The organism is Microbacterium sp. P5_B6 (assembly GCF_056400345.1).
The window spans coordinates 238,024-262,669 of sequence record NZ_JBFULL010000002.1 but is presented as its reverse complement, the minus strand read 5'-3'; the positions used below and the strand labels follow the sequence as shown (position 1 = coordinate 262,669).

Here is a 24,646-nt window from a genome sequence, read left to right as displayed (position 1 = left end):
GCTCCAAACCTGAGGCAAAACTGTTACATACCCTTTACTCAATTGAGTCCGAATATGGCAACGTGACGGCATGACACCGTTCCCGGAGCCCTCGCCAGCACCTTCGCGCCCTCGCCTCCGCTGGGAGGTGGGGCTCGTGCTGGCGGTCACGGTGGGCCAGTCGGCGCTCTACTCGGTGCTCAGTCTGGTGCGCCGGCTGCTGGCGCCCGTGCCGCTGGGAGATCAGCAGGCGCAGGTGAATCCTGACCGAGACGTCGAGGTGCTCTGGAACGTCCTCTACCAGCTGCTCGCCATCTTCTTCGCGCTGGCGCTGGTGGGACTGGTCGTCTACCTGCTGTGGGAGCCGGGTGAGAATGCGCTCCGGAGGATCGGGCTCGATTTCACCCGATTCGGCGGGGACCTCGGCCGCGGCATCCTTCTCGCCGCCGTCATCGGGATCCCCGGCCTGGCGCTGTACGTCGTCGGCCGCGCGCTCGGCGTCACGGTCGCGGTCGTCGCCTCTCCACTGGGTGCCGCATGGTGGACGATCCCGCTGCTCGTGCTGTCGGCCCTCCGCGCGGGGCTCACCGAAGAGATCATCTTCATCGCCTACCTCTTCGACCGACTGCGCCGCCTCGGCTGGAACTGGTGGGCGATCATCCTGTCGACCGCGGCGCTGCGAGGCGCGTACCACGCCTATCAGGGCATCGGTGCGATCGTCGGGAACTTCGTGATGGGAGTCGTCTTCGGCTGGTGCTACAAGCGCTGGGGCCGAGTGATGCCCCTGGTCATCGCGCACACGCTCCTCGACATCGTGGCGTTCGTCGGCTACCCGCTCGCCGCGGCGCTGTGGCCGGACGTGTTCGCTCCCCCGGCATCCCCGGCCCCCACTCCCACCCCGTCCTCGACCCCCTGACCCGTCCCCTCACCCGTCCCCCTCACCCGTCCCCTGACCCGTGAGCCTCCACTGGACCGACGAGCACGTGGGGGACGCCCGCGCTCTCGTCGGTCAGATGAAGGCTCACCGACCACGGCGTGGGCTACTTCACAGGGCGCGGTGCGGGGCCGCGTGTCCACCGCCGGATGCGGTCGAGCGCAGGGGAAAGGGCCCTTCTTCGATAGTGAGCGGATGCCTCACGCCATCGCCTCGATATCACCTCCTCCACTTCCGCTGTTCCGGTATGCCGATGTCCCCCATCCTGAGCGGGCGGTCAGACGATCGGAGCTCGTGCGGGTGCGACCGGGGGTGTACGCGCCGTCGACGGCCTGGAACGACTTGCCTCCTTGGGAGCGCTATCTGGCGCGAGTGCACGCCGTGGCATCCCTTCGGCCTGACGCGATCTTCAGCCATGAGTCGGCCGCGGCCCTCCTGGGCCTGCCGATCTTCGGCGACCCGCTGACCGTCCATGTCCTTGCGCTGCCGGGAACGACAGCCAGGCTGGTCTCGGGTGTGCGAGTGCACAACTGGGTCGGGGATCGAGAGGTCGTGGACGTCGGAAGTGTGATCCTCACGAGCGCGGCCGACACGGCGGTGGACCTCGCTCGTTCCCGTCACGCCGCGATCGGGCTGGCCGCGGCAGACGGAGCGCTCCGAAACGACGTCGATCTGAGCCGAGAGCGACTCGTCGCGGTCAATGAGGCGCGCGTCAGCAAGCGGGGCCGCGCGCTTGCCCGATGGCCGCTTCAGAATGCAACCGCCCTCGCAGCCACCGCGGCAGAATCCGTCAGTCGAGCAGTCATCGAGTGGCTGGGGTTTCCTCCGCCGGTCCTGCAGATGACATTCCGCTCCCGGGCCGAAAAGGAGGATCGTCCCGACTTCGTCTGGCCCGAGTTCGGGCTGGCAGGCGAGGCGGACGGCGATCTCAAATACGACGGCCGCTACGGGAGCCCCATCACGCTCCTTCGGCGCCAGAGCGAGCGGGACGCACGCCTCCGCGCCCATGTCACATCGGTAGCGCACTGGGGCTGGCGGGAGGCGACCACGGTGGACCCTCTCCGCAGCCTGCTGCTCGGGCATGGGCTTCGCTCGGTTGCTCCGGAGGCATCCGCGCACCTCTTCTCGCTCCGGCGGGCCCTCCACGCGGCACCGCCGCACCGCACCGAGTCGCCGCGTGAGGACGGTGAGCCTCCAACCGACCGACGAGCACGTGGGTGATACCCGCGTGCTCGTCGGTCAGATGGAGGCTCACGGCCCAGCGGGTCTTGGTACCCCGCGGCCGGGCCCCGGCGGACGGACCAGGGCCTAGGCGAAGGCCTCGATGGGCGGGCAGGCGCAGACCAGATTGCGGTCGCCGTAGGCCTGATCGATCCGGCGAACCGGCGGCCAGTACTTCGTGCGGACGATCGAGGAGAGCGGGTACACCGCCTGCTCCCGGGAGTAGGAGTGCGTCCACTCCCCCATCACGACCGCCTCGGCAGTGTGCGGCGCGTTGACGAGTGGATTGTCGTCGGTCGGCCACGTCCCCGAGGCGACGGCCTGCGCCTCCGCCTTGATCGCGATCATCGCCTCGATGAAGCGCTCGATCTCAGGAAGGTCCTCCGACTCCGTCGGCTCGACCATGAGGGTGCCCGCGACGGGGAACGACATGGTCGGCGCGTGGAAGCCGTAGTCGATGAGCCGCTTGGCGACGTCGTCGACCGTGATCCCGGTTTCCTCACGGAGCGGACGAAGGTCCAGGATGCACTCGTGTGCGACGAGGCCCCCCTCCCCCGCATACAGCACGGGATAGTGGTCCTCCAGGCGCTTCGCGATGTAGTTGGCGGCGAGCACCGCCGCCGCGGTGGCGCTGCGAAGACCCTCGGATCCCAGCATCCGGATGTATGCCCATGAGATCGGGAGGATGCCGGCCGAGCCGTGCGGTGCGGCCGAGACGGGTCCGCCCTCGAACACGCCACCCGGATGATCCGCACGCTGCGCGAACGGGTGCCCGGGCAGGTAGGGGGCGAGGTGGGCTTTCGCGGCCACCGGCCCGACGCCCGGGCCGCCCCCGCCGTGCGGGATCGCGAACGTCTTGTGGAGGTTCAGGTGCGACACGTCGCCGCCGAGGTCGCCGAAGCGGGCGAAGCCGAGGAGCGCGTTGAGGTTCGCCCCGTCGACGTACACCTGACCGCCCGCGTCGTGCACGGCCTGCGTGATGGCGAGCACCTCGTGCTCGTACACGCCGTGCGTCGACGGGTACGTGATCATGAGTGCCGATAGGTTGTCGGCGTGCGCCTCGATCTTGGCGCGCAGATCGTCCAGGTCGACGTTGCCGGCCTCGTCGCACGCAACGACGACGACCTTCATCCCGGCCAGCACCGCCGACGCCGCGTTGGTTCCATGCGCCGACGACGGGATGAGGCACACCGTGCGCTCGAGATCCCCGTTGGCGTGGTGATAGCCGCGGATGGCGAGCAGCCCGGCGAGCTCACCCTGAGAGCCCGCGTTCGGCTGCAGCGAGACGGCGTCGTACCCGGTCACCTCGGCCAGCCACACCTCGAGCTGCTCGATCATCGCGAGGTATCCGCGCACGTCCGCTTCCGGCGCGAACGGGTGCACGCGGGAGAACTCGGGCCACGAGACGGCCGCCATCTCCGTCGCCGCGTTGAGCTTCATCGTGCACGATCCGAGCGGGATCATGCCGCGGTCCAGCGCGTAGTCGCGGTCGGCGAGCTGCTTGAGGTAGCGCATCATCGCCGTCTCGGAGCGGTGGGTGTTGAAGACCGGATGCGTCAGGAAGTCGTCGTCGCGACGGAGCCCGGACGGCACGCCTGCGATCGCCGTGGCGTCCGCGAAGGGCAGATCCCGGATGTCGTGCTCGTCCGCGGCCGGAAGGCCGAAGGCCCACGCCACCGTCGCCAGATCATGCGCGGTGGTCGTCTCGTCGACCGAGACTCCCACTGTCGCGTCGTCCACGCCGTGCAGCTGGTAGCCCTTCGACCGCGCGCGCTCCACCACCCGGCTCGACGGACCAGGGGTCACCACGCGGATCGTGTCGAAGAACGACTCCGACACGAGATGCAGGTCATCTTCGCGCAGACGCTGCGCGAGGGCCTCCGCCTTCTGAGCGACCTCGGTCGCGATCCCGGTGAGCCCGGACGGGCCGTGGTACACGGCGTACATCGATGCCATCACCGCGAGGAGGACCTGTGCGGTGCAGATGTTCGACGTGGCCTTCTCGCGGCGGATGTGCTGTTCGCGCGTCTGCAGCGACAGCCGGTACGCCGGCTTGCCCGCCGCATCCATCGACACGCCCACGAGTCGCCCCGGAAGCTGGCGCTCGAGGCCCGAGCGCACCGCCATGTAGCCGGCGTGGGGGCCTCCGAACCCGAGCGGAACCCCGAAGCGCTGAGTCGTCCCGACCGCCACATCCGCGCCGAGCGACCCGGGCGAGCGCAGGAGCGTGAGGGCGAGCAGATCCGCCGCGGCGACGACGAGTCCGCCGGCGACGTGCGCGGCGTCGATGACACCGCTCGGATCCCACACCCGGCCGGACGCACCGGGGTACTGGACCAGCACGCCGAAGAGCGCCTCGGGCAGTGTGGCACCGCCGGCGAGGTCGAGCTCGACCAGCTCGATGCCGACAGCGGCGGCGCGCGCCTGGAGCAGCGCGCGCGTCTGGGGGAACGCGTCGGCGTCGACCACGAAGACGTTCGACGACGACTTCGAGGCGCGCCGGGCCACCAGCATCCCCTCGACGACCGCCGTGGACTCGTCGAGCATCGAGGCGTTCGCCGTCGTGAGCCCGGTGAGATCGGTGACCATCGTCTGGAAGTTGATGAGGGCCTCGAGCCGACCCTGAGAGATCTCGGGCTGGTAGGGCGTGTAGGCGGTGTACCACGACGGGTTCTCGAGGACGTTCCGCGCGATGACGGACGGCGTGAACGTGTCGTAGTAGCCGAGACCGATCATCGGGCGCGCCACGCGATTCTGCGATGCGAGCGCGCGCAGCTCTTCGAGCGCCTCGGCTTCGGTCGCGGCGGGCGGGAGGTCGGCCGTGCCGCGAGCGGTGACATGGATGGATGCCGGCACCGCCGTCTTCACGAGCGCGTCGACCGAGTCGTAGCCGAGCGCGTCGAGCATGACGCGCTGGGCCGCGGCATCCGTTCCGATATGGCGCTCCTGGAAGGTGCCCGCCATCACGCCCCCTCGGTCAGCGCCACGTAGGCGTCGCGATCGAGGAGGTCGGCGACCGCGGTCGCGTCCACCCGAAGTTTGACGAGCCAGCCTTCGCCGAACGGGGCGGAGTTGACCAGAGACGGGTCACCGACGACCTCGTCGTTGACCTCGACGACCTCTCCGGTGAGCGGCGCGTAGAGCTCGCCCACCGACTTGGTGGATTCGATCTCACCGCAGACATCGCCCGCGGTCACACTGCTGCCGGCTCCGGGCAGCTCGACGAAGACGACGTCGCCCAGCTTGTCGGCGGCGAAGTCGGTGATGCCGACGGTGGCGACATCGCCATCGAGCGACACCCACTCGTGCTCGGCGGTGTACTTGAGAGCGTGGAGATCGGTCATTTGGTCCTCCTGTAGAAGGGAAGGGCGGTCACGGTGGCGGGAATGCGCGTGCCGCGCACGTCGATGGTCAGTGCTGTTCCGGGCGCGCTCACGTCAGGCGACACGAAGGCCATGGCGATGGGATGCCCGAGGGTGGGACTGAGGGCTCCGCTGGTGATCTCTCCGACCGCCGTATCGCCGTCGAAGACCTGATAGCCGGCGCGACCCGCCCGCTTGCCCTCGGCGACCAGGCCGACGAGGACGGGGGCCCCTGCGGCATCGCGCCCGGCGAGGCCCGCCTTGCCGACGAAGTCCTCCTTGTCGCCGACGACGACGCGGCCGAGGCCCGCCTGTGCGGGGACGATGTCCAGCGACAGTTCGTGCCCATAGAGCGGCATCCCGGCTTCGAGGCGAAGCGTGTCGCGGGCGGCGAGCCCGGCCGGTACCAGGCCGTGCGGCTCGCCCGCGGCGAGCAGGGCATCCCACAGCACGCCGGCGTCCGACGTGCGGATGTAGAGCTCGAAGCCGTCCTCACCGGTATAGCCCGTGCGCGCGATGAGCAGGGAGGCGCCGAGGAATGAGGCGTCCGTCGCCGCGTAGTAGGGAAGGTCGGCCAGGGGGCGGCCGATGTCGGTGATGCCATCGACGTCGGCGAGGATGGCGAGGGCGGCGGGTCCCTGCACGGCGATCAGCGCGTAGTCGTCGGTGACGTCGTCGACGGCCGCCTCGCCGTCGGACCGGCTGAGGAACCGCGCCATCCGCTCGGCCAGGGCGGCGGCGACAGGCTCGCGGTTGCCGGCGTTCGCGACGACGAAGAATCGCTCATCGGCGAGGCGGTAGACGATGATGTCGTCCACGATGCCGCCGCTCGCGTCGAGCACGAGGCTGTACTTCGCCTTCCAGAGCGGAAGCGTCGAGAGGCGACCGGCGAGGGCATAGTCGAGGAACGCGCCTGCACCAGGCCCTTCGACGAGGAACTCGGCCATGTGCGAGATGTCGAACAGTCCCGCAGCGGTGCGCACAGCGTGATGCTCGGCCAGGTCGGAGGTGTACCGCACGGGCATCGCCCATCCGCCGAAGTCGGTGAACGAGGCTCCGAGCGCCTCGTGGCGATCTCGCAGCGGGGTGTAGCGGGGGTCTGGCATGAGTTCTCCCGGTTCGCGGGCTGGCGGACGCCGGGCTCGGCGCCGTGAACTCCCCCTCTGTCTTGGACCTGAGAGTTTCGCTGCGGCCCGTCGGAAGACGGAGGCCGCGGCTTTCACCGTCGGTGGAGAGCGCGGCGAGCGCCCTCCGTTTCCAGAGCGGCCGGACGAGTACGGTACGCGGACCTGAGAGATTGGCGGGGAGGCTTGCTCCTTCGGTGCCCGGCGCGAAGACCGGGGCTCTCCCGCACACGTCATGCGGCCTGTATTCAGTTGCGTTGACAGCATATCGGCAGGCCCCCGATCTCGGCCGTACGGAGGCCGGATGCCGGCGGTTTGACGTTCGTGTCGGAATGACTATAAGATGAGAGCGTTAGTTAGGGTCACCATGACAAGAACAGCCACCGAATCTCAGCGCTCCGCGGCAGACACTGCGGACGATGTCACGCGCGTCGCCGTGTCGACCGTGATCTTCAGCCTGCGGCGCGATTCCCACGGTTCGCCCGCCCTCGTCCTGCCTCTCGTGCGGCGCACGCGTGATCCGCACGAGGGCCGATGGGCACTGCCGGGAGGTTGGCTCGACATCGCGGAGAGTCTGGATGCTGCGGCATCCCGCACTCTCGCGGAGACGACGGGACTCGCGCCGAGCTACCTCGAGCAGCTCTACGCCTTCGGCGCGGTCGATCGGTCCACCTCGCGGGTGGTCTCGATCGTGTACTGGGCGCTGCTCCGGCCGGATGACGCTTCCACTGAACTGATCGACCTGGGACTCGACGCTCCGGAGAATGTCGCCTGGTTCGATGCGGCATCCCTCCCCCTGCTCGCCTTCGATCACAACGCGATCGTCGACTACGCCCTGTGGCGATTGCGCAACAAGGTCGGCTACAGCCGCATCGCGCACGGCCTGCTGGCGGACGAGTTCACCCTCGCCGAGCTGCGCGAGGTGTACGAGTCGATCCTCGGCCGCCGCCTCGACCCCGCCAACTTCCGCCGCCAGGTCGAGAACTCCGGAACCCTCATCCCGACCGACCGCTTCCGCACGGGGAGCCACCGGCCCGCTCGTCTCTATCGCTACAACCAGGACGTGGAGCTCGCCGATCGCGGCCCGCTCTCCGCCCGCCACTGAAGGAGCATGATCATGCCCGCCGTGAACCTGACCCTCGAGCCCCGACCCGTAGACCCCTCCGTCGACCGTGAGATCCAGGCGATCGTGGCAGGCGCGTCGACCGCCGAGACCTGCAACACCGACCTCGCCGCAGGTCCCTGGGACTTCGACATCCGGCCGGGCTACGGACCTGGCGCCTCGATGGGCGACGTGATCCCGACCGGGTCGCCCCGCCAGGGCGAGCTGCCGCAGGCCTACCGCGACGCGACGCCGGAGCAGCTCGATGCGCGCGTCCGAGCGGCGAAAGCGACGCTCGGCGACCGGGTCGTGATCCTGGGCCACTTCTACCAGCGTGAAGAGGTGGTGCAGCACGCCGACTACGTGGGCGACTCGTTCCAGCTCGCGAACGCCGCGAAAGCGCACCCCGAGGCGGAGGCGATCGTCTTCTGCGGCGTGCACTTCATGGCCGAGACGGCCGATCTGCTGTCGCAGCCCGAGCAGGCCGTCATCCTCCCCAACCTCGCGGCCGGCTGCTCGATGGCCGACATGGCCGACATCGACCAGGTCGAAGAGTGCTGGGAGCAGCTCGAAGACATCTACGGCGACATGGACGCGACGGATGCCGAGGGCCTCGTGCCGGTCATCCCCGTGACGTACATGAACTCCTCGGCGGCCATCAAGGGCTTCGTCGGCCGGCACGGCGGCATCGTCTGCACGTCGTCCAACGCCCGCACGGTGCTCGAGTGGGCCTTCGAGCGCGGCCGGCGGGTGCTGTTCTTTCCCGACCAGCACCTCGGCCGCAACACGGCGAAGGCGATGGGCGTGCCGCTCGAGCAGATGCCGATGTGGAATCCGAACAAGCCGCTGGGCGGCGCATCCGCGTCCGAGCTGCTCGACTCCCGCGTGATCCTGTGGCACGGGTTCTGCTCGGTGCACCGGCGCTTCACCGTCGACCAGATCGAGAAGGCCCGGGCCGAGCACCCGGGCGTCCGGGTCATCGTGCACCCGGAATGCCCGATGGCCGTCGTCGACGCCGCCGACGAGTCCGGCTCGACCGACTACATCCGCCGCGCGATCGAAGGCGCGACCGAGCCCACCACCTTCGCGATCGGCACGGAGGTGAACCTGGTGCAGCGCCTGGCGGCCGACAACCCGCAGCACACGATCTTCTGCCTCGACCCGGTGGTCTGCCCGTGCTCGACGATGTACCGCATCCACCCGGGCTACCTCGCCTGGGTCCTCGACGGACTCGTCGAGGGCGAGGTGCGCAATCGCATCACCGTACCGGAAGACGTCGCAGAGCCGGCTCGTCTCGCACTCGAGCGGATGCTGGCCGCCAAGCCTCCGGAGGCCTCGCCGGCGGTCGCCGCAGGATGGGAGCACGCGTCATGACCGGGCCCGAGGTCATCGTCGTCGGCAGCGGGATCGCGGGGCTGGTCACCGCGCTGCACGCCGTCGACCATGGATGCCGCGTCACGCTGGTGACCAAGGACGTGCTCGAGCACGCCAATACGCGGTACGCCCAGGGCGGCATCGCCGGGGTGATGTTCGAGGACGATCGCATCGAGGACCACATCCGCGACACGCTCACCGCGGGAGCAGGGCTCAGCGATCCGGTGGCAGTGCGCGTGCTCGCGGAAGAGGGGCCCGCGCGCATCCGCGAGCTGGTCGATCTCGGCGTGGCCTTCGATCGCGATGCCCGCGGCGAGTTCGTCAAAGGGCTCGAGGCGGCGCACTCCTACCCCCGCATCCTGCATTCCGGTGGAGATGCCACGGGCACTGCGATCGAGAAGGCGCTGGTCGCCCGGCTCCGCGCGAGCGTCGTGCGCGTCGTCGAGCATGCCTTCCTGGTCGACCTCGTCGTGCGGGATGAGCGAGTCCGCGGCGTGGAGCTGCTCATCGGCGACGGGCCGGATCAGCTCGGCCGCCGCGAGACGATCGAGGCGGAGGTCGTCGTCCTCGCGACCGGCGGTGCGGGCGAACTCTACGCTCACACCACCAACCCGCCCGTCGCGACCGGCGACGGGATCGCGGCCGCCCTGCGCGCCGGCGCCGCCGTGTCGGACCTGGAGTTCTTCCAGTTCCACCCGACGATCCTGGGCGTCGGCGAGGCATTCCTGGTGTCCGAAGCCGTCCGCGGCGAAGGAGCGACCCTGATCGACGAGACGGGGCGGCGCTTCGCCTTCGACGCGCACCCCGACGGCGAACTTGCGCCGAGGGACATCGTCGCCCGCGCGATCGCCCGCCAGATGGAGCTGCAGGACGGTCGTCCGGTGTTCCTCGATGCGACGATGCTGCGACCGACGTACGACGAGCGCCGTGATTTCCTCGCGCGCCGGTTTCCCACCATCGACCGCGCCGTCCGCGACCGGGGCCTGGACTGGGCCCGCGATCCCATTCCCGTCACGCCCGCCGCGCACTATCTGATGGGCGGCGTCACCACCGACCTCTTCGGGCGGACCTCGCTGCCCGGACTGTACGCCGTGGGTGAGGCTGCGCGCACCGGCGTGCACGGCGCGAACCGCCTGGCCTCCAACTCGCTCCTCGAGGGTGCGGTGTTCGGCGCCCGCGCGGGCGATGCCATCGCGTCGGATCTCGCGTCCGGGCGATGGCCGGCTGCGGTGGCTGCGCGCCTGGCCTCAGCACCCCAGCTCGTCGACGGTTCGTCGCCGGCCTTCACGCGGAAGGCGCTTCAGGAGCTGATGTGGGAGGACGCCGGACTCGTGCGCGATGAGACGGGGCTGCGGCACGCCGCATCCGTCCTCGCCGCGTGGCGGAGCATCCCGCGAACCCCTCTCACCGAAGCGGAGTTCGAGGACGAGAACCTGCTCCTCGTCGCCCAGCAGGCAGTGACGGCAGCCCTCGCACGTCGCGAATCGGTGGGCGCCCATTTCCGTCGCGACAGTGCGAGCGCCCCGGAGACTGCACGCGCCTCCTCCGCGGCACGCGTCGAGGCGAGCGTCGCCTGATGCTCACCCGCGCCACGATCGACCGAGTGGTCGCCGCCGCCCTCGAGGAGGACGCGCCCTGGGGCGATCTCACGAGCGAGTACCTGATCACCGAGACGGCGACCGCACGCGCCGACCTCGTCGCACGCGAGAGCGGGGTGTTCAGTGGAGGCGAGGTGTTCGCTACGGCCTTCCGGCTCACCGACCCGCGAGTGGAGGTGCAGCTCATCGTCGAGGACGGTGAGTGGTTCGAGCCGGGCGCGGTGCTCGCGGTGGTCTGGGGGCCCGCTCGCTCCGTGCTGACCGCCGAGCGCATCGGCCTCAACTTCGTGCAGCGGATGGCAGGCATCGCCACGCTGACAGGTCGCTACGTCGCCGAGGTAGCTCACACGAAGGCGCGCATCGCCGACACGCGCAAGACGACTCCCGGGCTGCGGGCGTTCGAGCGCCACGCGGTGCGCAATGGCGGCGGCCACAACCACCGCTACTCGCTCTCGGACGCCGTCATGGCCAAGGACAACCACCTCGCTGTGCTGACCCAGAAGGGCGCGTCGGTGACCGAGGCGCTCCGCGGCGCGATCTCGCAGCTGCCGCACACGACGCACGTCGAGGTGGAGGTCGACCGGCTCGAGCAGATCGAGCCCGTGCTGGCGGCGGGGATCGGCACCATCATGCTCGACAACTTCTCGCTCGACGACCTGCGGCTGGGCGTGCAGGCGGTCGCCGGCCGCGCCACCGTCGAGGCCTCCGGCGGCGTGAGTCTCGAGACGGTTCGCGCGATCGCCGAGACCGGGGTCGACGTCATCTCGGTCGGTGCGCTGACCCATTCCGCTCGCGCTCTCGACCTGGGCCTGGACGTGCGCGTCGACGCGCAGGATTCGCCGGGGACCTGATCGCGGTGTCGATGCTCTACTTCGACAACGCCGCGACCACGCCGGTGCGGCCCGAGGTGCTCGACGCCATGATGCCGTACCTCACGCGGTGGTTCGGCAACCCATCCAGCCACCACACGGTGGGGGAGGCGGCCGCGGAGGCGCTGACGGATGCCCGCAGGCGGGTGGCGAAGGTACTCGACATGCGCGCGACTGACGTCGTGTTCACGTCGGGGGGAACCGAGGCCAACAACCTCGCCGTGAAGGGCATCGCGATCGCCGCACTGCAGAGCCGGGATGCCCGTCACTTCGTGACGACGCCGATCGAGCACGAATCGATCCTGGAGTCGGGCGACTATCTCGCCCGGGTGCACGGGTTCGACGTCTCGCACACACCGGTCGATCCCCAGGGGCGGGTGTCGGCGGCGGAGGTCGCGGCCTCCCTTCGCGCTGACACGGCGCTCGTCAGCGTCGGGTACGCCAACAACGAGGTCGGCACCGTGCAGGACGTCAAGGCGATCGCCGCCGCGACGCGGGAGCGGAGCATCCCGCTGCACGTCGACGCCGTCCAGGCAGCCGGCTGGCTCCCGCTGTCGGTGGCCGACCTCGGCGCGGATGCGATCTCGATCGCTGGTCACAAGCTCGGCGCCCCGAAGGGAACCGGCGTGCTCGCCGTGCGCGGCCGCATCCCGATCGAACCGCTGCTGCACGGGGGCGGCCAGGAGCGAGGGCGGCGGAGTGGCACGGAAGACGTCGCCGGGGCCGTCGGCCTCGCGACGGCGCTCGAGTTGGCTGAGACGGAGCGGGTCGAGGCATTCGCGCGCGTCTCGGCCTTGCGCGATGCGTTCATCCGGCGCGTCCTCGCGCTGGTTCCGACTGCCGCGCTCACCGGCGACCCCGTGCACCGGCTGCCGGGAACGGCGAGCTTCACCTTCGCCGGCACCAGCGGTGAAGCAGTCCTCCTCGAGCTCGAGCGACGCGGGGTGGTGTCGTCCAGCGGATCCGCGTGCGCGGCGGGCAGCGACGAGCCTTCACACGTCCTCGTGGCGATGGGCATCCTGCCAGAGGTCGCGCAGACAGCCGTCAGATTCACGTTCTCGCACGAGCTGAGCGGCTCGTTGGATGCTGTCGCCGACGCGGTCGCGGCATCCGTCGTCGCTGTACGATCGGGCGGGTGACCCTGCCCAGCGAGCGCGCCGCGGTGACGATCATCGTCCCCGGCTACCAGGTCGCAGGCTATGCCGGCGAAGCGCTCCAGTCGCTGCTGGCGCAGACCCGCGACGACTGGGCGGCGATCCTCGTCGACGACGGCTCGACGGACGGCACAGCGGAGATCTTCGCGGACGCGGCGGCCTCCGACCCTCGGTTCCGCCTGATCGGCCACGGGCACCAGCGGGGCCTGGGCGCCGCCCGGAACACGGGCCTCGAGCTGGTGGAGACGCCCTACGTCGGCTTCCTCGACGGGGACGACGCCTTCACCCCGATCGCGCTCGAGCGTCTCTTGGGCATCCTCGAGGAGACGGGGAGCGACTTCGCGCTCGGCGCGTACGTCAGGCTGCGTCCAGAAGCCGACGGCACGTACTCCACGGGAGTGGTGCAGCCGTGGGTCGCCGCGGCGACCGACCCTGAGCGCCGAGCCACGACGATCGACGAGCATCCCGCAGCTTCGGCCAACATCGTGGCGTGGTCGAAGGTGAGCCGCACGGACTTCTGGCGGCGCACCGGACTCCGCTTCCCGGTGGACAGACTGTACGAAGACCAGGTGGTGGCGCAGCGGATGTACGCGTCAGCCCACGCCTTCGACGTGGTGCCCGACGTCATCGCGCTGTGGCGGGAGCGAGCCGACGGTTCGTCGATCACGCAGCGCAAGGCCTCGATCGACGTTCTGCAGGATTACCTCGACGGAATGTCCGGCGGCATCGCCGCTCTCGAGGCTGCCGGGCACGCTGCGGCCGTGCACGAGCGCGTACGCCTGATCCTCGGGATGGATCTGCCCCCGCTGGTGCGGATCGCACAGGAGCATCCGGATGATGCCTACGGCCGGGCGATCGGCGCATTCACCCGGGATCTCTGGACCCGCGGCGGATCATCCGTGCTGCTTGCCGAAGACTCCGCCCCGCTCATCACCGCGGCCCGGAGCTGGTAAGACGGCGGACGCGCGGCCGCTGACCTCACCATCCGCGATCCCGTTCAGGGTCGGGCAGGGTCGAGGGTTCCGGAAGGGTCGAGCGCCACGGAGGATTCCGCTTCCTCGGTCGCGCCGGTGCCTTCACCAGGCAGACCCAGCGAGGCAGCCGGGCCCGAGAGGACCGCAGGGCCGGCGGCCGCGCCGATCTCACCCGGTGCGCGATCGGCGCGTCGATCGGGATGATCGGCGGCGGGCTGACTCGCTTCGAGCTCATCCTCGGTCGTGAGCACCCGGGATGCCGCGAGCTGCTGCGCGGCGAGCTCGGCATACAGACCGTCGCGCGCGATGAGCTCGGCGTGCGTCCCGGACTCGACGATGCGTCCCGCGTCCACGACGTGGATGACGTCCGCACCGATCACCGTGGAGAGCCGATGCGCGATCGAGAGGGTCGTGCGCCCTCGGGCGGCGGCATCCAGCGCCTCTTGGACGACGCGCTCCGAGACGGTGTCGAGAGCGGATGTCGCCTCGTCGAGAAGGAGCACGGCAGGATCCTTGAGCAGCACGCGCGCGATCGCGATGCGCTGCTTCTCGCCGCCCGACAGGCGGTATCCGCGCTCCCCCACCACCGTGTCATATCCGTGCTCGAAGCCTTCGATGATGTGGTGGATGTTCGCGGCGCGGCACGCCTCCTCGAGCTGCGCATCCGTCGCTTCGGGTTTTGCATATCGGAGGTTGTCGCGGATCGTCGCATGGAACAGATACGTCTCCTGCGAGACGATCCCGACGTTGTCGATGATCGATTCCTGCGTGAGTCGCCGGACGTCCTCACCGGCGAAGAGCACCTGCCCGGCGGATGCCTCGTACATGCGAGGCGTCAGGTAGAGCACCGTCGTCTTGCCCGCCCCTGAGGGACCGACGAACGCCACATGGCGACCGGGTTCGACGGCGAACGACACGCCATCCAGGGTCGGGCGGGCAGCGGGAGCGGCATCCGGATACCGGAAGACCACGTCGCGGAATTCGACTCGTCCGACAGGGCCTGGGGCGTCCGAGACAGCGATCGCTCCGGGCGCGTCCTGGATCGCAGGCACGAGGTCGAGGTACTCGAAGATCCGGGCGAAGAGCGCCGCGGAGGTCTGCAGGTCGAGCGCCACCCGCATGAGGCCCATGAGCGGCATGAGCAGTCGGGCCTGGACGGTGGTGAAGGCGACGATCGTGCCTGCCGTGAGCGTGTCGGCGCTGCCCGTGACGATGTACCCCGCGACGAGATAGATGACGGCAGGGACCGACGCCATCAGCACCTGGACGACGGCGAAGAACCCCTGCCCGCTCATCGCTCGGCGCACCTGGAGGCGCACCTGGTTGCGGTTCTCGTCCTGATACCGGGCGGACTCGGTGCGCTGACGGTTGAAGGACTTGGACAGGAGGATGCCCGAGACGCTCAGGGTCTCCTGCGTGATCGCGGAGAGCTCGGAGAGCGACTCCTGCGTTTCGCCGGCGATCCGGGCGCGGACCTGCCCGACGCGACGCTGGATCGAGACGAGGAAGGGCATGAGGACGACCGCGATGAGCGTCAGTCGCCAGTCGATCAGGATCATCGCGATCAGCGAGGCCACGACCGTCACGAGATTGCCGAGGATGCTGGTCACGGTGTTGGTCAGCACGCCGGAGACGCCGCCGACGTCGTTCTGCAGCCGGGATTGGATCACGCCGGTCTTGGTGCGCGTGAAGAAGGCGAGCTCCATCGCCTGGAGGTGCTCGAACAGCTTGACCCGGAGGTCTCCGGTGACGCTGTTGCCGACCGTCGCCGTGAGGTAGGTCTGAACGACCCCCACGCCTGCCGAGACGAGGAAGAGGGCGATCATGGCGGAGACGAGCCGGATGAGGAGCGGGATGTCGGGCTGGCCGCCGTCGACCGGGAACAGCGCGTCGTCGAAGATGCGCTGGACGAGCAGCGGCGGGATGACGGCGATCGCTGCGCCGATCACCACGAGCAGTCCCGTCAGGAGAAGTCGGCCCCGGTAGGGCTGGAAGAGAGCGACGACGCGACGCCCCAGATCAGGGATGCGGGGGGCCTGCGCATTCTGGCGCTTCTGGGCCTCACGATCGACGCCGCGGAAGCCGGGCGGGCCGCCGGTACCGCCCCCTCCGCCGCCTCCCCCGTGTCCCATCGCCATGCTCGCAAGCCTAATCAGCACCTCGGACACGAAGGCTATTCTTGACAGATGACCTCCATCCCCGAGCAGCCTCACGGTCCCGACCTCGACGCGCTGCGCAAGGACATCGACGATCTCCAGGAGACGCCCACCGAGGAGCTCATCGAGCCGACGCCGGCCTCCATCCGCGACGATGAGCCGGAGCCGGAGCGCACCGATGCCCCGGGCTCCGAGGACTGGGACGATCCCGGCACTCAGGAGCGCACCGAGGTCTGATCGGATCGGTCCCACCGGACCGCACGTCTGAGGAGACGTCCTCTCTCCCGATCGGGAATGGGATGTCCGACGTCGCGGTTATCGTTCATCGTGCGCCACCTCGGTGGTTGCTCGCCGCGCCAATTTCCCCGAGGAGACGACCTATGGCCGCCACAGACATCTCTCGGAGCACGAGATCCAGCCCGACTGCCGGCCAGGGAGCAGTGCTCGGCCGCGAAGAGAACAGGGTCATCTGGCTGCTCCTCGGCGCAGCGTTCGTCGCGATCCTCAACGAGACGACGATGGGCGTGGCGATCCCGCACCTCATCGACGACCTCGGCATCACCGCGCTCCAGGCGCAGTGGCTCACCACCGCCTTCATGCTCACCATGGCGGTCGTCATCCCGATCAGCGGCTTCCTGCTGCGCCGGTTCACGACGCGCCAGGTCTACATCGCGGCGATGAGCCTGTTCTCGCTCGGCACGCTCATCGCCCTGCTCTCGCCCGGGTTCCCGCTGCTGGTCGTCGCCCGCGTCGTGCAGGCGTCGGGCACGGCGATCATGATGCCGCTCCTCATGACGACCATCATGACGCTCGTGCCGCCGCACGCCCGCGGACGCATGATGGGCCGCGTGAGCGTCGTCATCTCGCTCGCCCCGGCGATCGGCCCCACTGTCGCGGGCCTCGTCCTCGACACCCTCAGCTGGCGGTGGATCTTCGCGATCGTGCTGCCGATCGCGCTCGTCGCCCTCGGCGTCGGCGCCCGGTGGGTGCACAATCTCGGCGACACCACCGATGCGCCCATCGACGTTCCGTCGGTCATCCTGTCGGCTCTCGGCTTCGGCGGCCTCGTCTTCGGCCTCAGCCAGGTCGGCGGCAGCGCCTCGCACGGGTCGACATCGGCCGAGCTCGCGGCGGAGGCGACATCGAGGATCACCCTCATCGTGTCGCTCGCCGTAGGCGTCATCGCCCTCGGCCTGTTCATCTGGCGCCAGCTGCGTCTGCAGAAGACCGACGATGCGCTGCTCGATCTGCGTGTGTTCCGCTCGGCGAACTTCTCGCTCTCGATCGGGCAGATGGGGGTGCTGTCCGCGGCGTTCTTCGGGGTCATCACGGTCATCCCTCTGTACCTCCAGGGCGTCCTCGAAGTCAGCGCGCTCCAGACGGGACTCATCGGCCTCCCCGGGGCTCTCGTCATGGGGTTCACCGGGCCCTTCATCGGCCGGATCTACGACCGTTGGGGCACGCGTGTGCTGCTGGTCCCTGGCACCGTGATCGCCAGCTCGATGATGTGGTTCTTCACCACCTTCGACGAGACGACCGCGATCTGGACGGTTGCGCTGGGCCAGACGATCCTGTCGCTCGGCCTGGCCATGTCGTTCACGCCGCTGTTCACGGCGTCGCTCGGGTCGCTGCAGCCCAAGTTCTACTCCTACGGCTCGGCAGTCGTGGGAACCGTCCAGCAGGTCGCCGGCGCGGCGGGGATCGCGCTGATGATCGCGATCATGTCCGCCGTCCAGGCGGCCTCGCTCGACGGTGGCGCCTCCGCGGTGGAGGCCGGCGCGGACGGCGCGCAGGCCGCGTTCCGCATCGCGGCGATCATCTCGCTCCCGCTGCTGGTGGGCGCGTTCCTGATTCGAAAGCCCGCTGATTCTCCCGAGGGCGCGCCCCCCGCACACTGATCGGCGTCGGACGCGACCCGCGGCTCACCGCGCATACAACCACGAAGAGGCGGCCTCAAGAGGCCGCCTCTTCTGCATGTCACCGGCCCTCGGCCGGCGCGATGAGATCGACTCGTGTCAGTCGACGCTGCAGGCGCCTCCGCCGCAGCACGAGGAGGATTCCGCGTCGATGAGGGTGAGCAGCGGCTTCTGCTCGGCGACCGGAAGAAGGGTGGGAGCGGAAAGGTTCGACGTCGACATACCTCGATCCTATGCCTGGCGGAAGAGTGCCGGCCGTAGTGGATGCCCTGGGGCGAAGCAACCCCCGTACTCGATTCCGATGCCCTCCCTAACGTGGGGTTCGGGGTTCCGCGCCCCATGGAAGGAGAACCCATGTCTCATCTCACAGGCAAGCGCGTCGCGTTCCTGCTCACCGATGGCTTCGAGGACAGCGAGCTCACCTCACCGTGGCAAGCCGTCACCGAGGCAGGTGCGACGGCGACCCTCGTCGCCCCGGCCGACTTCACGGTCAAGGGCAAGAACGGTCATGAACAGGGCGTCGACCGCTCCGTATCGGATGCGGACCCGGACGATTTCGACGCTCTCGTCCTTCCCGGCGGTGTGGTGAACGCCGATCACCTCCGCATGGACGACCAAGCCGTCGCCTTCGCGCGCTCCTTCTTCGCGCAGCACAAGCCCGTCGGGGTCATCTGCCATGGTGCCTGGATCCTGATCGAGGCGGGCGTGGTGGACGGCCGGACGCTCACCAGCTACCCGAGCCTCAAGACCGATCTGCGCAATGCCGGCGCGAACTGGGTCGACGAAGAGGTGGTCGTGGACGAGGGTCTGGTGTCGAGCCGCACGCCGGACGACCTGCCGGCCTTCAATGCCAAGGTGGTCGAGGAGATCGCCGAGGGTGCCCACGTGGGACAGACCAGCTGACCCGCGACCGTCGAACGGGTGATTGGCGCAGCCTTTCCCGCCCGCTCCGGTGAGTGAACCACCCATGTCGCACCGTCATCTCCCATCTCCCGGCGAGGGGATGGGTCGGCGTGCCGCCTTGCCGACGTCGCTCGTACACTCGACGCGTGACAGACTTCCCCACTGCGCGCTGGTGCCGCAGCCGCAGAGCAGGGGCTGTGTGCACCCGGCCCGCCGGCCACGCCGGCCTGCACAACCGCATGGGGACAGGTCAGATGTGGTCGGATCTCCAGGCAGATGCACCGCGGTGCGAGGGCTCGGGCGCTCCCGCCACTCCGAGCAGGCGGCTTGCCGACGGCTTTCCGGGCGGGCGGGCGCTCTGCGCCGCATGCTGGGGCTTCTTCCCCCTGGATCACACGGGTTCCCTCGAGGAGCACGATGCGTTCAGGGGGTCCCGCTCAGCCGAAGAGTCAGCGCGTCGAGCGGAGTGGTTCAACGCCTTCGGCTGGACGCGCTGAGCACGGCCTCAGAGCGCGATCCCACCCGTCTGGCACGTGGGACAGTACTGTGCGGTCGTGCTCCCGAAGGCGAAGTCGCGAATCGTGTCACCGCACACCGGGCACGGCTCCCCGGCTCGACCGTGAACGCGCATGGCCTCGACTTTCGCAGCCTTGAGATGCGCGATCGGGATGCCTCGACGGGCAGTGATCGCGCTCGTGACGACACCGACCGTCTCGGTGTAGACGCGGTCCAAGGCTTCCGGCTCGAGGGCGGCGCCGTGCACGACCGGAGAGACCTTCGCAGCATGCAGGATCTCGTCGGAGTACGCGTTGCCGATGCCCGCGAGGGACTCCTGCTCCTGCAGGATCGCCTTGATCTGCTTTCGACGGCCGACCGCCACACGGTCGAAGTCTGCGCGCGTGAAGGATGGGACAGCAGGATCGGGGCCGAGCTTGCCGATGGCCGGCACCTCGGCGGGTGCGTCGACGACCCAGAGCCCGAGGCTGACCCAGCCACCGGCATCCGTCGCCTCGAGCACACCGCCGTCGTCGAACGAGATGAGCGCGGGAGCGGGGGGAGCATCGATGTCCTCCGTGGCGCGCGGGCCGTCGTCACCCCACCGGATCCAGCCGTGCCTGCCGAGCGACACGACCAGATGCGCGCCATTCAGGCGGATGTCGAGGTGCTTGCCGATGCGCTCGACTCCCGCGACGGTCTGCCCGACCAGCCCTCCCAGGGGACGAGCGCGGGTCTTGAGCGCACGGAACTCGATGAGATCGACATCCTGCACCGCGCGGCCGCTGATCCGCCCATCGAGGAACTCGGCCAGCACCTGCACTTCCGGGGACTCGGGCATGTGCCCATTGTGCACCGTCCGCTCGGCCGGTCACCGGTTCGGCCGACGTCGAGAGTTGCGATCCGTGACGAGCGGTGAACCGCCTGTCGGACGCTCGCCGTAGCGTCGGAAAGCAGACGACAGACCGCACGAGCGACGGGGGTGCTCCGGCCGGGGACCGCCTTTTGGGAGAGATGTATCGGGAGGAAATCATGTCTTGGACACACAGCTATTCACCGGAAGAGGCGATCCAGCCACCACTGGAAGACGACCTCCTTCGCGCGCGTGAGGCATTCAAGAACGCCAAGCGCGACCTTGAGGAGGCGCATCGCGAGCTGATCCGCATCCACAGCCGCGCGATGCGCAGTGCGCGCAGATCGCGCTGAGCCCCGCCGGCAGCCGGCGGTGCGGCCGGTGCCACGAGACGGGCCGCGTCAGATCTGACCCGCCGGCGGCGCCTCGGCCGAGGGGACGGGCGCCACGGTTGCGAGCGTCTGCCCGCGCGCCACCTGGTCTCCCAGCGCAACATGCAGCGATACGGTCCCGGCGATCGCGGCTCTCACGACGTGCTCCATCTTCATGGCCTCGACCACGACGATCGGCGCACCCTGTTCCACGACGGCCCCATCGAGAGCCGGCACCATGACGATGGTGCCCGGCATCGGCGAGGCGAGGTGCGGCTGCTCTTGCCCGCTCTCCCGGACGGCGTGATCGGCATCCGCGATCCCGATCCGGAAGGCCGCCCCGCCACGGGTGAACTCGACCTCACCTGCGGAGACGAGGGCCGCGAAGGACCGGGCACGGCCGTCGACCGTGACCTGTACGTCCTCGCTCTCGCTTTCGCGAACGATCGCCGGCTGCCGCCCGGAGCCGTCCACGGCGATCTCCAGGGCATCGCCTGAACCCCATACCCGTACGACCGCCCGGTCACCGCGATCGCTGCGCAGCGCATACACCCGTGGCGCCGGTGGGCCCAGACGCCAGCCGTCTCGGCGGCGCCACGGATCGGACGACCGCGGCTCGTGTGCGTCGAGCAGCAGCGCGGCTTCAGCCCAGGTGCCCCCGTCCGGCACGGCGAAGGCGAGCCCGTCGAGCTCGCGACCGATCAGGCCCGTGTCGAGGTCGCCGTCGACGACGGCGGGCAGTTCGAGCAGCAGCCGGAGGAACTCGATGTTCGTCACCACACCGAAGACCGCCGTCTCGTCGAGCGCCCGCACGAGCCGGCGGCGGGCAGCCTCGCGGTCGGGGCCCCAGGCGATCACCTTTGCGAGCATCGGGTCGTAGTCGCTCGAGACTTCGAGTCCGTCCTCGAGCGCGGAGTCGACGCGCACCCCCTCTCCCGAAGGATGGCGGACATGCTCCACGCGCCCGCCGGTCGGCAGGAATCCCTCGCGCGGATCCTCGGCATACACCCGCGCCTCGATGCTGTGCCCGGCCACCCGGATGTCGTCCTGCGTGAACCCCAGGGGCAGGCCCGCCGCGATGAGCAGCTGCTGCTCGACCAGATCGATCCCGGTCACCTCCTCGGTGACGGGATGCTCGACCTGGAGCCGAGTGTTCATCTCCATGAAGAAGAACTCGTCGGGCTGGTCCGCCGAGACGATGAACTCGACCGTCCCCGCACCTCGGTAGTCGACGCTGCGTGCTGTCTCGCAGGCCGCCGCCCCGATGCGGGCCCGGGTCGCGGCGTCGAGCAGCGGAGACGGAGCCTCTTCGATGACCTTCTGATGCCGCCGCTGCAGCGAGCATTCGCGCTCGCCGAGGTGCACGACCTGGCCGTGGGCATCCGCGAGGATCTGCACCTCGATGTGCCGTGGGTTCTGGACGTAGCGCTCGAGGAAGACCGTGTCGTCGCCGAAGCTGGCGGCCGCCTCTCGCCGGGCGGCGGCGAGAGCACCGGTGAGCTCGTCCGCCGACTCGACGACGTGCATCCCCTTCCCGCCTCCGCCGGCTGACGGCTTGATGAGCAGCGGATAGCCGACACCGACCGATGCCTCGATGAGATCCTCATCCCGAAGTCCGGGCCGGGCGATCCCGGGCACGGTCTGCACCCCGCGTTCTGCCACGGCCAGCTTCGCCGTGATCTTGTCGCCCATTGTGGCGATCGCGTCGGGGCCCGGGCCGATGAAGACGATGCCCGCCTCGGCACACGCCTCGGCGAACGCGGCGTTCTCCGCGAGGAATCCGTAGCCCGGATGGATCGCCTGCGCGCCGGTGCGTCGAGCCGCACCGATGATGGCGTCGATGTCGAGATAGCTGCGCGACACGGCTGCGGGCCCGAGACGGACGGCCTCGTCGGCGAGGTGCACGTGCCGGGCTGAGGCATCCGGATCCGAATATACGGCCACCGAGCGGATGCCCAGCCGCCGCAGTGTCGAAATGATGCGGCATGCGATCTCGCCGCGGTTGGCGATCAGGACCGTGTCGAAGGCAGGGGTCGAGGTGAGCGAGGGCATAGGGGTCACATCCGGAAGACGCCGTAGCCCGGCGTATCGAAGGGGGCGCGCATGCAGACGTCGAGAGCGAGGCCGAGCACGTCGCGCGTCTGCGCGGGCTCGATGATCCCGTCGTCCCAGAGTCGCGCGGTCGAGTAGTAGGGACTGCCCTGGGCGTCGTATTGGGCCCGGATCGGCGCCTGGAAGTCTGCTTCGTCCTCGGGGCTCCACGTGCCGCCCGATGCCTCGATCTGGTCGCGCCGAACGGTGGAGAGCACCGAGGCCGCCTGGGGTCCGCCCATCACCGAAACCCGGGCGCCGGGCCACAGCCACAGGAATCGCGGGGAGTATGCCCGGCCGCACATCGAATACGTCCCGGCCCCGAACGAGCCGCCCACGACGACGGTGAGCTTGGGGACGGACGCGCACGCGACGGCGTTGACCATCTTCGCGCCGTGCTTGGCGATGCCGCCCGACTCGTACTCGCGCCCGACCATGAACCCGGTGATGTTCTGCAAGAAGATCAGCGGGATGCGCCGCTGGTCGCAGAGCTCGATGAAGTGCGCGCCCTTGAGTGCGGACTCCGCGAACAGCACGCCGTTGTTCGCCAGGATTCCGACCCGGTGGCCGTGCAGCCGCGCGAAGCCGGTCACGAGGGTCTCGCCCCACTCGCGCTTGAACTCGTGGAATGAACCGGCATCGATCACCCGCTCGATGATCGCCCGCGCATCGTAGGGCGCCGTGAGTTCAACCGGAACCACGTCGACGAGTTCGTCGGGCGAGCGCTCGGGCGCGGCCGCGGCCGTCGGCTCGTAGGGCAGCCGCGTCGATTCCGGGAGGGTGGCGACGATGTCGCGGACGATCTGGAGCGCGTGCTGGTCGTTCTCGGCGAGGTGATCCGTCACCCCTGAGACCCGCGTGTGCACGACGCCGCCGCCGAGGTCCTCGGCGGTGACGACCTCGCCGGTCGCGGCCTTCACGAGCGGCGGACCGCCCAGGAAGATCGTCCCCTGGTTGCGGACGATCACTGTCTCGTCGCTCATCGCCGGGACGTACGCGCCCCCCGCGGTGCTGGAGCCGAGTACGGCGGCGATCTGTGGGATGCCGTCACGCGACATCCGCGCCTGGTTGTAGAAGATGCGGCCGAAGTGGTCGCGGTCGGGGAACACCTCGTCCTGCATCGGGAGGAAGGCGCCGCCCGAGTCGACGAGATAGATGCACGGCAGCCGGTTCTCGGCAGCGATCTCCTGCGCCCGGAGGTGCTTCTTCACGGTGATCGGGTAGTACGTGCCGCCCTTGACCGTCGCATCGTTCGCGACGACCATGACGTGCCGCCCGTGGATCAGGCCGATCCCCGCCACGACGCCGCCCGAGGGGCAGTCCCCTCCATAGAGGTCCCACCCGGCCAGCGGCGCGACTTCGAGGAAGGGGCTGCCCGCATCGAGCAGCAGGTCGACCCGGTCCCGCACGAGAAGCTTGCCGCGCTCGGCATGCCGCACCCGGGCCTTCTCCGGTCCGCCGAGCGCGACCTCGGCTCGACGTGCCCGCAGCTCGTCGATCAGACTCCGGTACGTCACTGCGGTGTCCGTCGTCGTCGACATGGCCGCCCTTTCCGCGAGCGCGCTCCGCTGGCGCGCGCCTGCGCATCTCAGTTATTGCTCACTAACCGAAATCAGGCTACCGGCCCGCGCTCGGAAAGTCGAGGGTGAGGGATGCAGGAAGCACCACCCCAGAGCCCACATCCTGGCGACCTGGCGCCCAGTGACTCCGGACGGGATACTGAGGCGGTGTCAGAACCCAAGACCCAGCCCACCACGGCCGATGTGACGGCGTTCCTCGAGTCCGCCACGCCGGCGAAGCGCCGCGAGGACGGCCTGGCTCTGGCCGAGATCTTCCGAAAGGTGACGGGGGCGGCACCCGTGCTGTGGGGTCCATCCATGGTGGGCTATGGCAGCTATCGGTATGTCTCGCCTTCGGACCCGAAGCGGCACGGCGACTGGCCCAAGGTCGCGTTCTCGCCGCGCAAGGCGCAGCTGTCGCTGTACGGACTCAAGGATCGAGCGGAAGGCATTGCGCTCCTTCCCCGGCTCGGCCGCTACACCGAGGGCGCGGGGTGCGTCTACGTCAAGAAGCTCGAAGACATCGACCTGGGTGTGCTGCGCCGGCTGATCGCCATCGCCTGGGCGCGCGAGGACGATCGGCTCCCCTGATCTCGCCGCCGCACCCGACG

General features: G+C 69.5%; 21 protein-coding genes and 2 riboswitches. Of the genes, 13 read left to right on the top strand and 8 right to left on the bottom strand.

The window, feature by feature from the left end:
* Window positions 1–70 precede the first annotated feature (70 nt).
* Both AC1DP3_RS02920 and AC1DP3_RS02915 read left to right on the top strand, forming a co-directional pair.
* Window positions 71–895 carry a CPBP family intramembrane glutamic endopeptidase gene (locus tag AC1DP3_RS02920; protein WP_477291111.1) on the top strand — a complete coding sequence of 275 codons (825 nt, stop codon included), beginning with the start codon at window positions 71–73 and terminating at the stop codon, window positions 893–895.
* A 213-nt stretch (window positions 896–1,108) separates the two neighbouring features.
* The gene (locus AC1DP3_RS02915; protein ID WP_477291109.1) at window positions 1,109–2,134 is read left to right on the top strand and encodes a type IV toxin-antitoxin system AbiEi family antitoxin domain-containing protein; all 1,026 of its coding nucleotides are present in this window, start codon (window positions 1,109–1,111) and stop codon (window positions 2,132–2,134) included.
* Window positions 2,135–2,221: 87 nt separating this feature from the next.
* Here AC1DP3_RS02915 and gcvP read toward each other — a convergent pair whose 3' ends face one another.
* From gcvP to gcvT, 3 genes are read right to left on the bottom strand one after another with little or no spacing between them, the layout of a single operon-like run.
* The gene (gene gcvP, locus AC1DP3_RS02910) at window positions 2,222–5,098 is read right to left on the bottom strand and encodes an aminomethyl-transferring glycine dehydrogenase (protein WP_477291107.1); all 2,877 of its coding nucleotides are present in this window, start codon (window positions 5,096–5,098) and stop codon (window positions 2,222–2,224) included.
* Entirely contained in the window at window positions 5,098–5,478 is a 381-nt protein-coding gene (gene gcvH, locus AC1DP3_RS02905; protein WP_477291105.1) for a glycine cleavage system protein GcvH, read from the bottom strand. The genes gcvP and gcvH overlap by 1 nt, the downstream gene beginning before the upstream one ends.
* Entirely contained in the window at window positions 5,475–6,602 is a 1,128-nt protein-coding gene (gene gcvT / locus AC1DP3_RS02900; RefSeq protein WP_477291103.1) for a glycine cleavage system aminomethyltransferase GcvT, read from the bottom strand. Before gcvT ends, gcvH begins: the two co-directional genes overlap by 4 nt.
* Window positions 6,603–6,652: 50 nt before the next feature.
* Window positions 6,653–6,762, bottom strand: a riboswitch (glycine riboswitch).
* A gap of 1 nt (window position 6,763) precedes the next feature.
* Window positions 6,764–6,857, bottom strand: a riboswitch (glycine riboswitch).
* 130 nt (window positions 6,858–6,987) lie between these two features.
* On the opposite strand from gcvT, the gene AC1DP3_RS02895 reads away from it, so the two are divergent.
* The 6 genes from AC1DP3_RS02895 to AC1DP3_RS02870 are packed head-to-tail and all read left to right on the top strand — an operon-like array spanning window position 6,988 to window position 13,670.
* Window positions 6,988–7,725 carry an NUDIX hydrolase gene (locus AC1DP3_RS02895; RefSeq protein ID WP_477291101.1) on the top strand — a complete coding sequence of 246 codons (738 nt, stop codon included), beginning with the start codon at window positions 6,988–6,990 and terminating at the stop codon, window positions 7,723–7,725.
* A gap of 12 nt (window positions 7,726–7,737) precedes the next feature.
* Window positions 7,738–9,096 carry a quinolinate synthase NadA gene (nadA, locus tag AC1DP3_RS02890; protein ID WP_477291099.1) on the top strand — a complete coding sequence of 453 codons (1,359 nt, stop codon included), beginning with the start codon at window positions 7,738–7,740 and terminating at the stop codon, window positions 9,094–9,096.
* Complete coding sequence (gene nadB, locus AC1DP3_RS02885) at window positions 9,093–10,673, top strand: L-aspartate oxidase (protein WP_477291097.1); 1,581 nt, start codon at window positions 9,093–9,095, stop codon at window positions 10,671–10,673. Before nadA ends, nadB begins: the two co-directional genes overlap by 4 nt.
* The gene (gene nadC / locus AC1DP3_RS02880; RefSeq protein WP_477291095.1) at window positions 10,673–11,545 is read left to right on the top strand and encodes a carboxylating nicotinate-nucleotide diphosphorylase; all 873 of its coding nucleotides are present in this window, start codon (window positions 10,673–10,675) and stop codon (window positions 11,543–11,545) included. Before nadB ends, nadC begins: the two co-directional genes overlap by 1 nt.
* Window positions 11,546–11,556: 11 nt before the next feature.
* Window positions 11,557–12,702 (top strand): cysteine desulfurase family protein, encoded by a 1,146-nt coding sequence (locus AC1DP3_RS02875; RefSeq protein ID WP_477291093.1) that lies wholly within the window; start codon window positions 11,557–11,559, stop codon window positions 12,700–12,702.
* Window positions 12,699–13,670, top strand: a complete 972-nt coding sequence (locus AC1DP3_RS02870; protein WP_477291091.1) for a glycosyltransferase family 2 protein — start codon at window positions 12,699–12,701, stop codon at window positions 13,668–13,670. Before AC1DP3_RS02875 ends, AC1DP3_RS02870 begins: the two co-directional genes overlap by 4 nt.
* 44 nt (window positions 13,671–13,714) lie before the next feature.
* Here AC1DP3_RS02870 and AC1DP3_RS02865 read toward each other — a convergent pair whose 3' ends face one another.
* Window positions 13,715–15,823, bottom strand: a complete 2,109-nt coding sequence (locus tag AC1DP3_RS02865; RefSeq protein ID WP_477291863.1) for an ABC transporter ATP-binding protein — start codon at window positions 15,821–15,823, stop codon at window positions 13,715–13,717.
* Window positions 15,824–15,877: 54 nt separating this feature from the next.
* Here AC1DP3_RS02865 and AC1DP3_RS02860 point away from each other — a divergent pair, with 54 nt between their 5' ends.
* Window positions 15,878–16,084, top strand: coding sequence for a hypothetical protein (locus tag AC1DP3_RS02860; protein ID WP_477291089.1), 207 nt, complete (start codon window positions 15,878–15,880; stop codon window positions 16,082–16,084).
* A 143-nt stretch (window positions 16,085–16,227) separates the two neighbouring features.
* Complete coding sequence (locus tag AC1DP3_RS02855; protein WP_477291087.1) at window positions 16,228–17,745, top strand: DHA2 family efflux MFS transporter permease subunit; 1,518 nt, start codon at window positions 16,228–16,230, stop codon at window positions 17,743–17,745.
* 117 nt (window positions 17,746–17,862) lie between these two features.
* Here AC1DP3_RS02855 and AC1DP3_RS02850 read toward each other — a convergent pair whose 3' ends face one another.
* Entirely contained in the window at window positions 17,863–17,985 is a 123-nt protein-coding gene (locus AC1DP3_RS02850; protein WP_477291085.1) for a hypothetical protein, read from the bottom strand.
* A 132-nt stretch (window positions 17,986–18,117) separates the two neighbouring features.
* On the opposite strand from AC1DP3_RS02850, the gene AC1DP3_RS02845 reads away from it, so the two are divergent.
* Entirely contained in the window at window positions 18,118–18,666 is a 549-nt protein-coding gene (locus AC1DP3_RS02845; RefSeq protein ID WP_477291083.1) for a type 1 glutamine amidotransferase domain-containing protein, read from the top strand.
* A 505-nt stretch (window positions 18,667–19,171) separates the two neighbouring features.
* Here AC1DP3_RS02845 and AC1DP3_RS02840 read toward each other — a convergent pair.
* Window positions 19,172–20,002 carry a DNA-formamidopyrimidine glycosylase family protein gene (locus AC1DP3_RS02840; protein ID WP_477291081.1) on the bottom strand — a complete coding sequence of 277 codons (831 nt, stop codon included), beginning with the start codon at window positions 20,000–20,002 and terminating at the stop codon, window positions 19,172–19,174.
* A 191-nt stretch (window positions 20,003–20,193) separates the two neighbouring features.
* Between AC1DP3_RS02840 and AC1DP3_RS02835 the strand changes: the two genes are divergently transcribed.
* Window positions 20,194–20,367, top strand: a complete 174-nt coding sequence (locus AC1DP3_RS02835) for a hypothetical protein (protein ID WP_477291079.1) — start codon at window positions 20,194–20,196, stop codon at window positions 20,365–20,367.
* Window positions 20,368–20,415: 48 nt separating this feature from the next.
* Here AC1DP3_RS02835 and AC1DP3_RS02830 read toward each other — a convergent pair whose 3' ends face one another.
* On the bottom strand, window positions 20,416–22,437 hold the full coding sequence (locus AC1DP3_RS02830; protein WP_477291078.1) for an acetyl/propionyl/methylcrotonyl-CoA carboxylase subunit alpha: 2,022 nt from the start codon (window positions 22,435–22,437) through the stop codon (window positions 20,416–20,418).
* Between the two features lie 5 nt (window positions 22,438–22,442).
* Window positions 22,443–24,017, bottom strand: a complete 1,575-nt coding sequence (locus tag AC1DP3_RS02825) for a carboxyl transferase domain-containing protein (RefSeq protein ID WP_477291076.1) — start codon at window positions 24,015–24,017, stop codon at window positions 22,443–22,445.
* A 186-nt stretch (window positions 24,018–24,203) separates the two neighbouring features.
* Here AC1DP3_RS02825 and AC1DP3_RS02820 point away from each other — a divergent pair, with 186 nt between their 5' ends.
* On the top strand, window positions 24,204–24,626 hold the full coding sequence (locus AC1DP3_RS02820) for a DUF1801 domain-containing protein (protein ID WP_477291074.1): 423 nt from the start codon (window positions 24,204–24,206) through the stop codon (window positions 24,624–24,626).
* Window positions 24,627–24,646 lie beyond the last annotated feature (20 nt).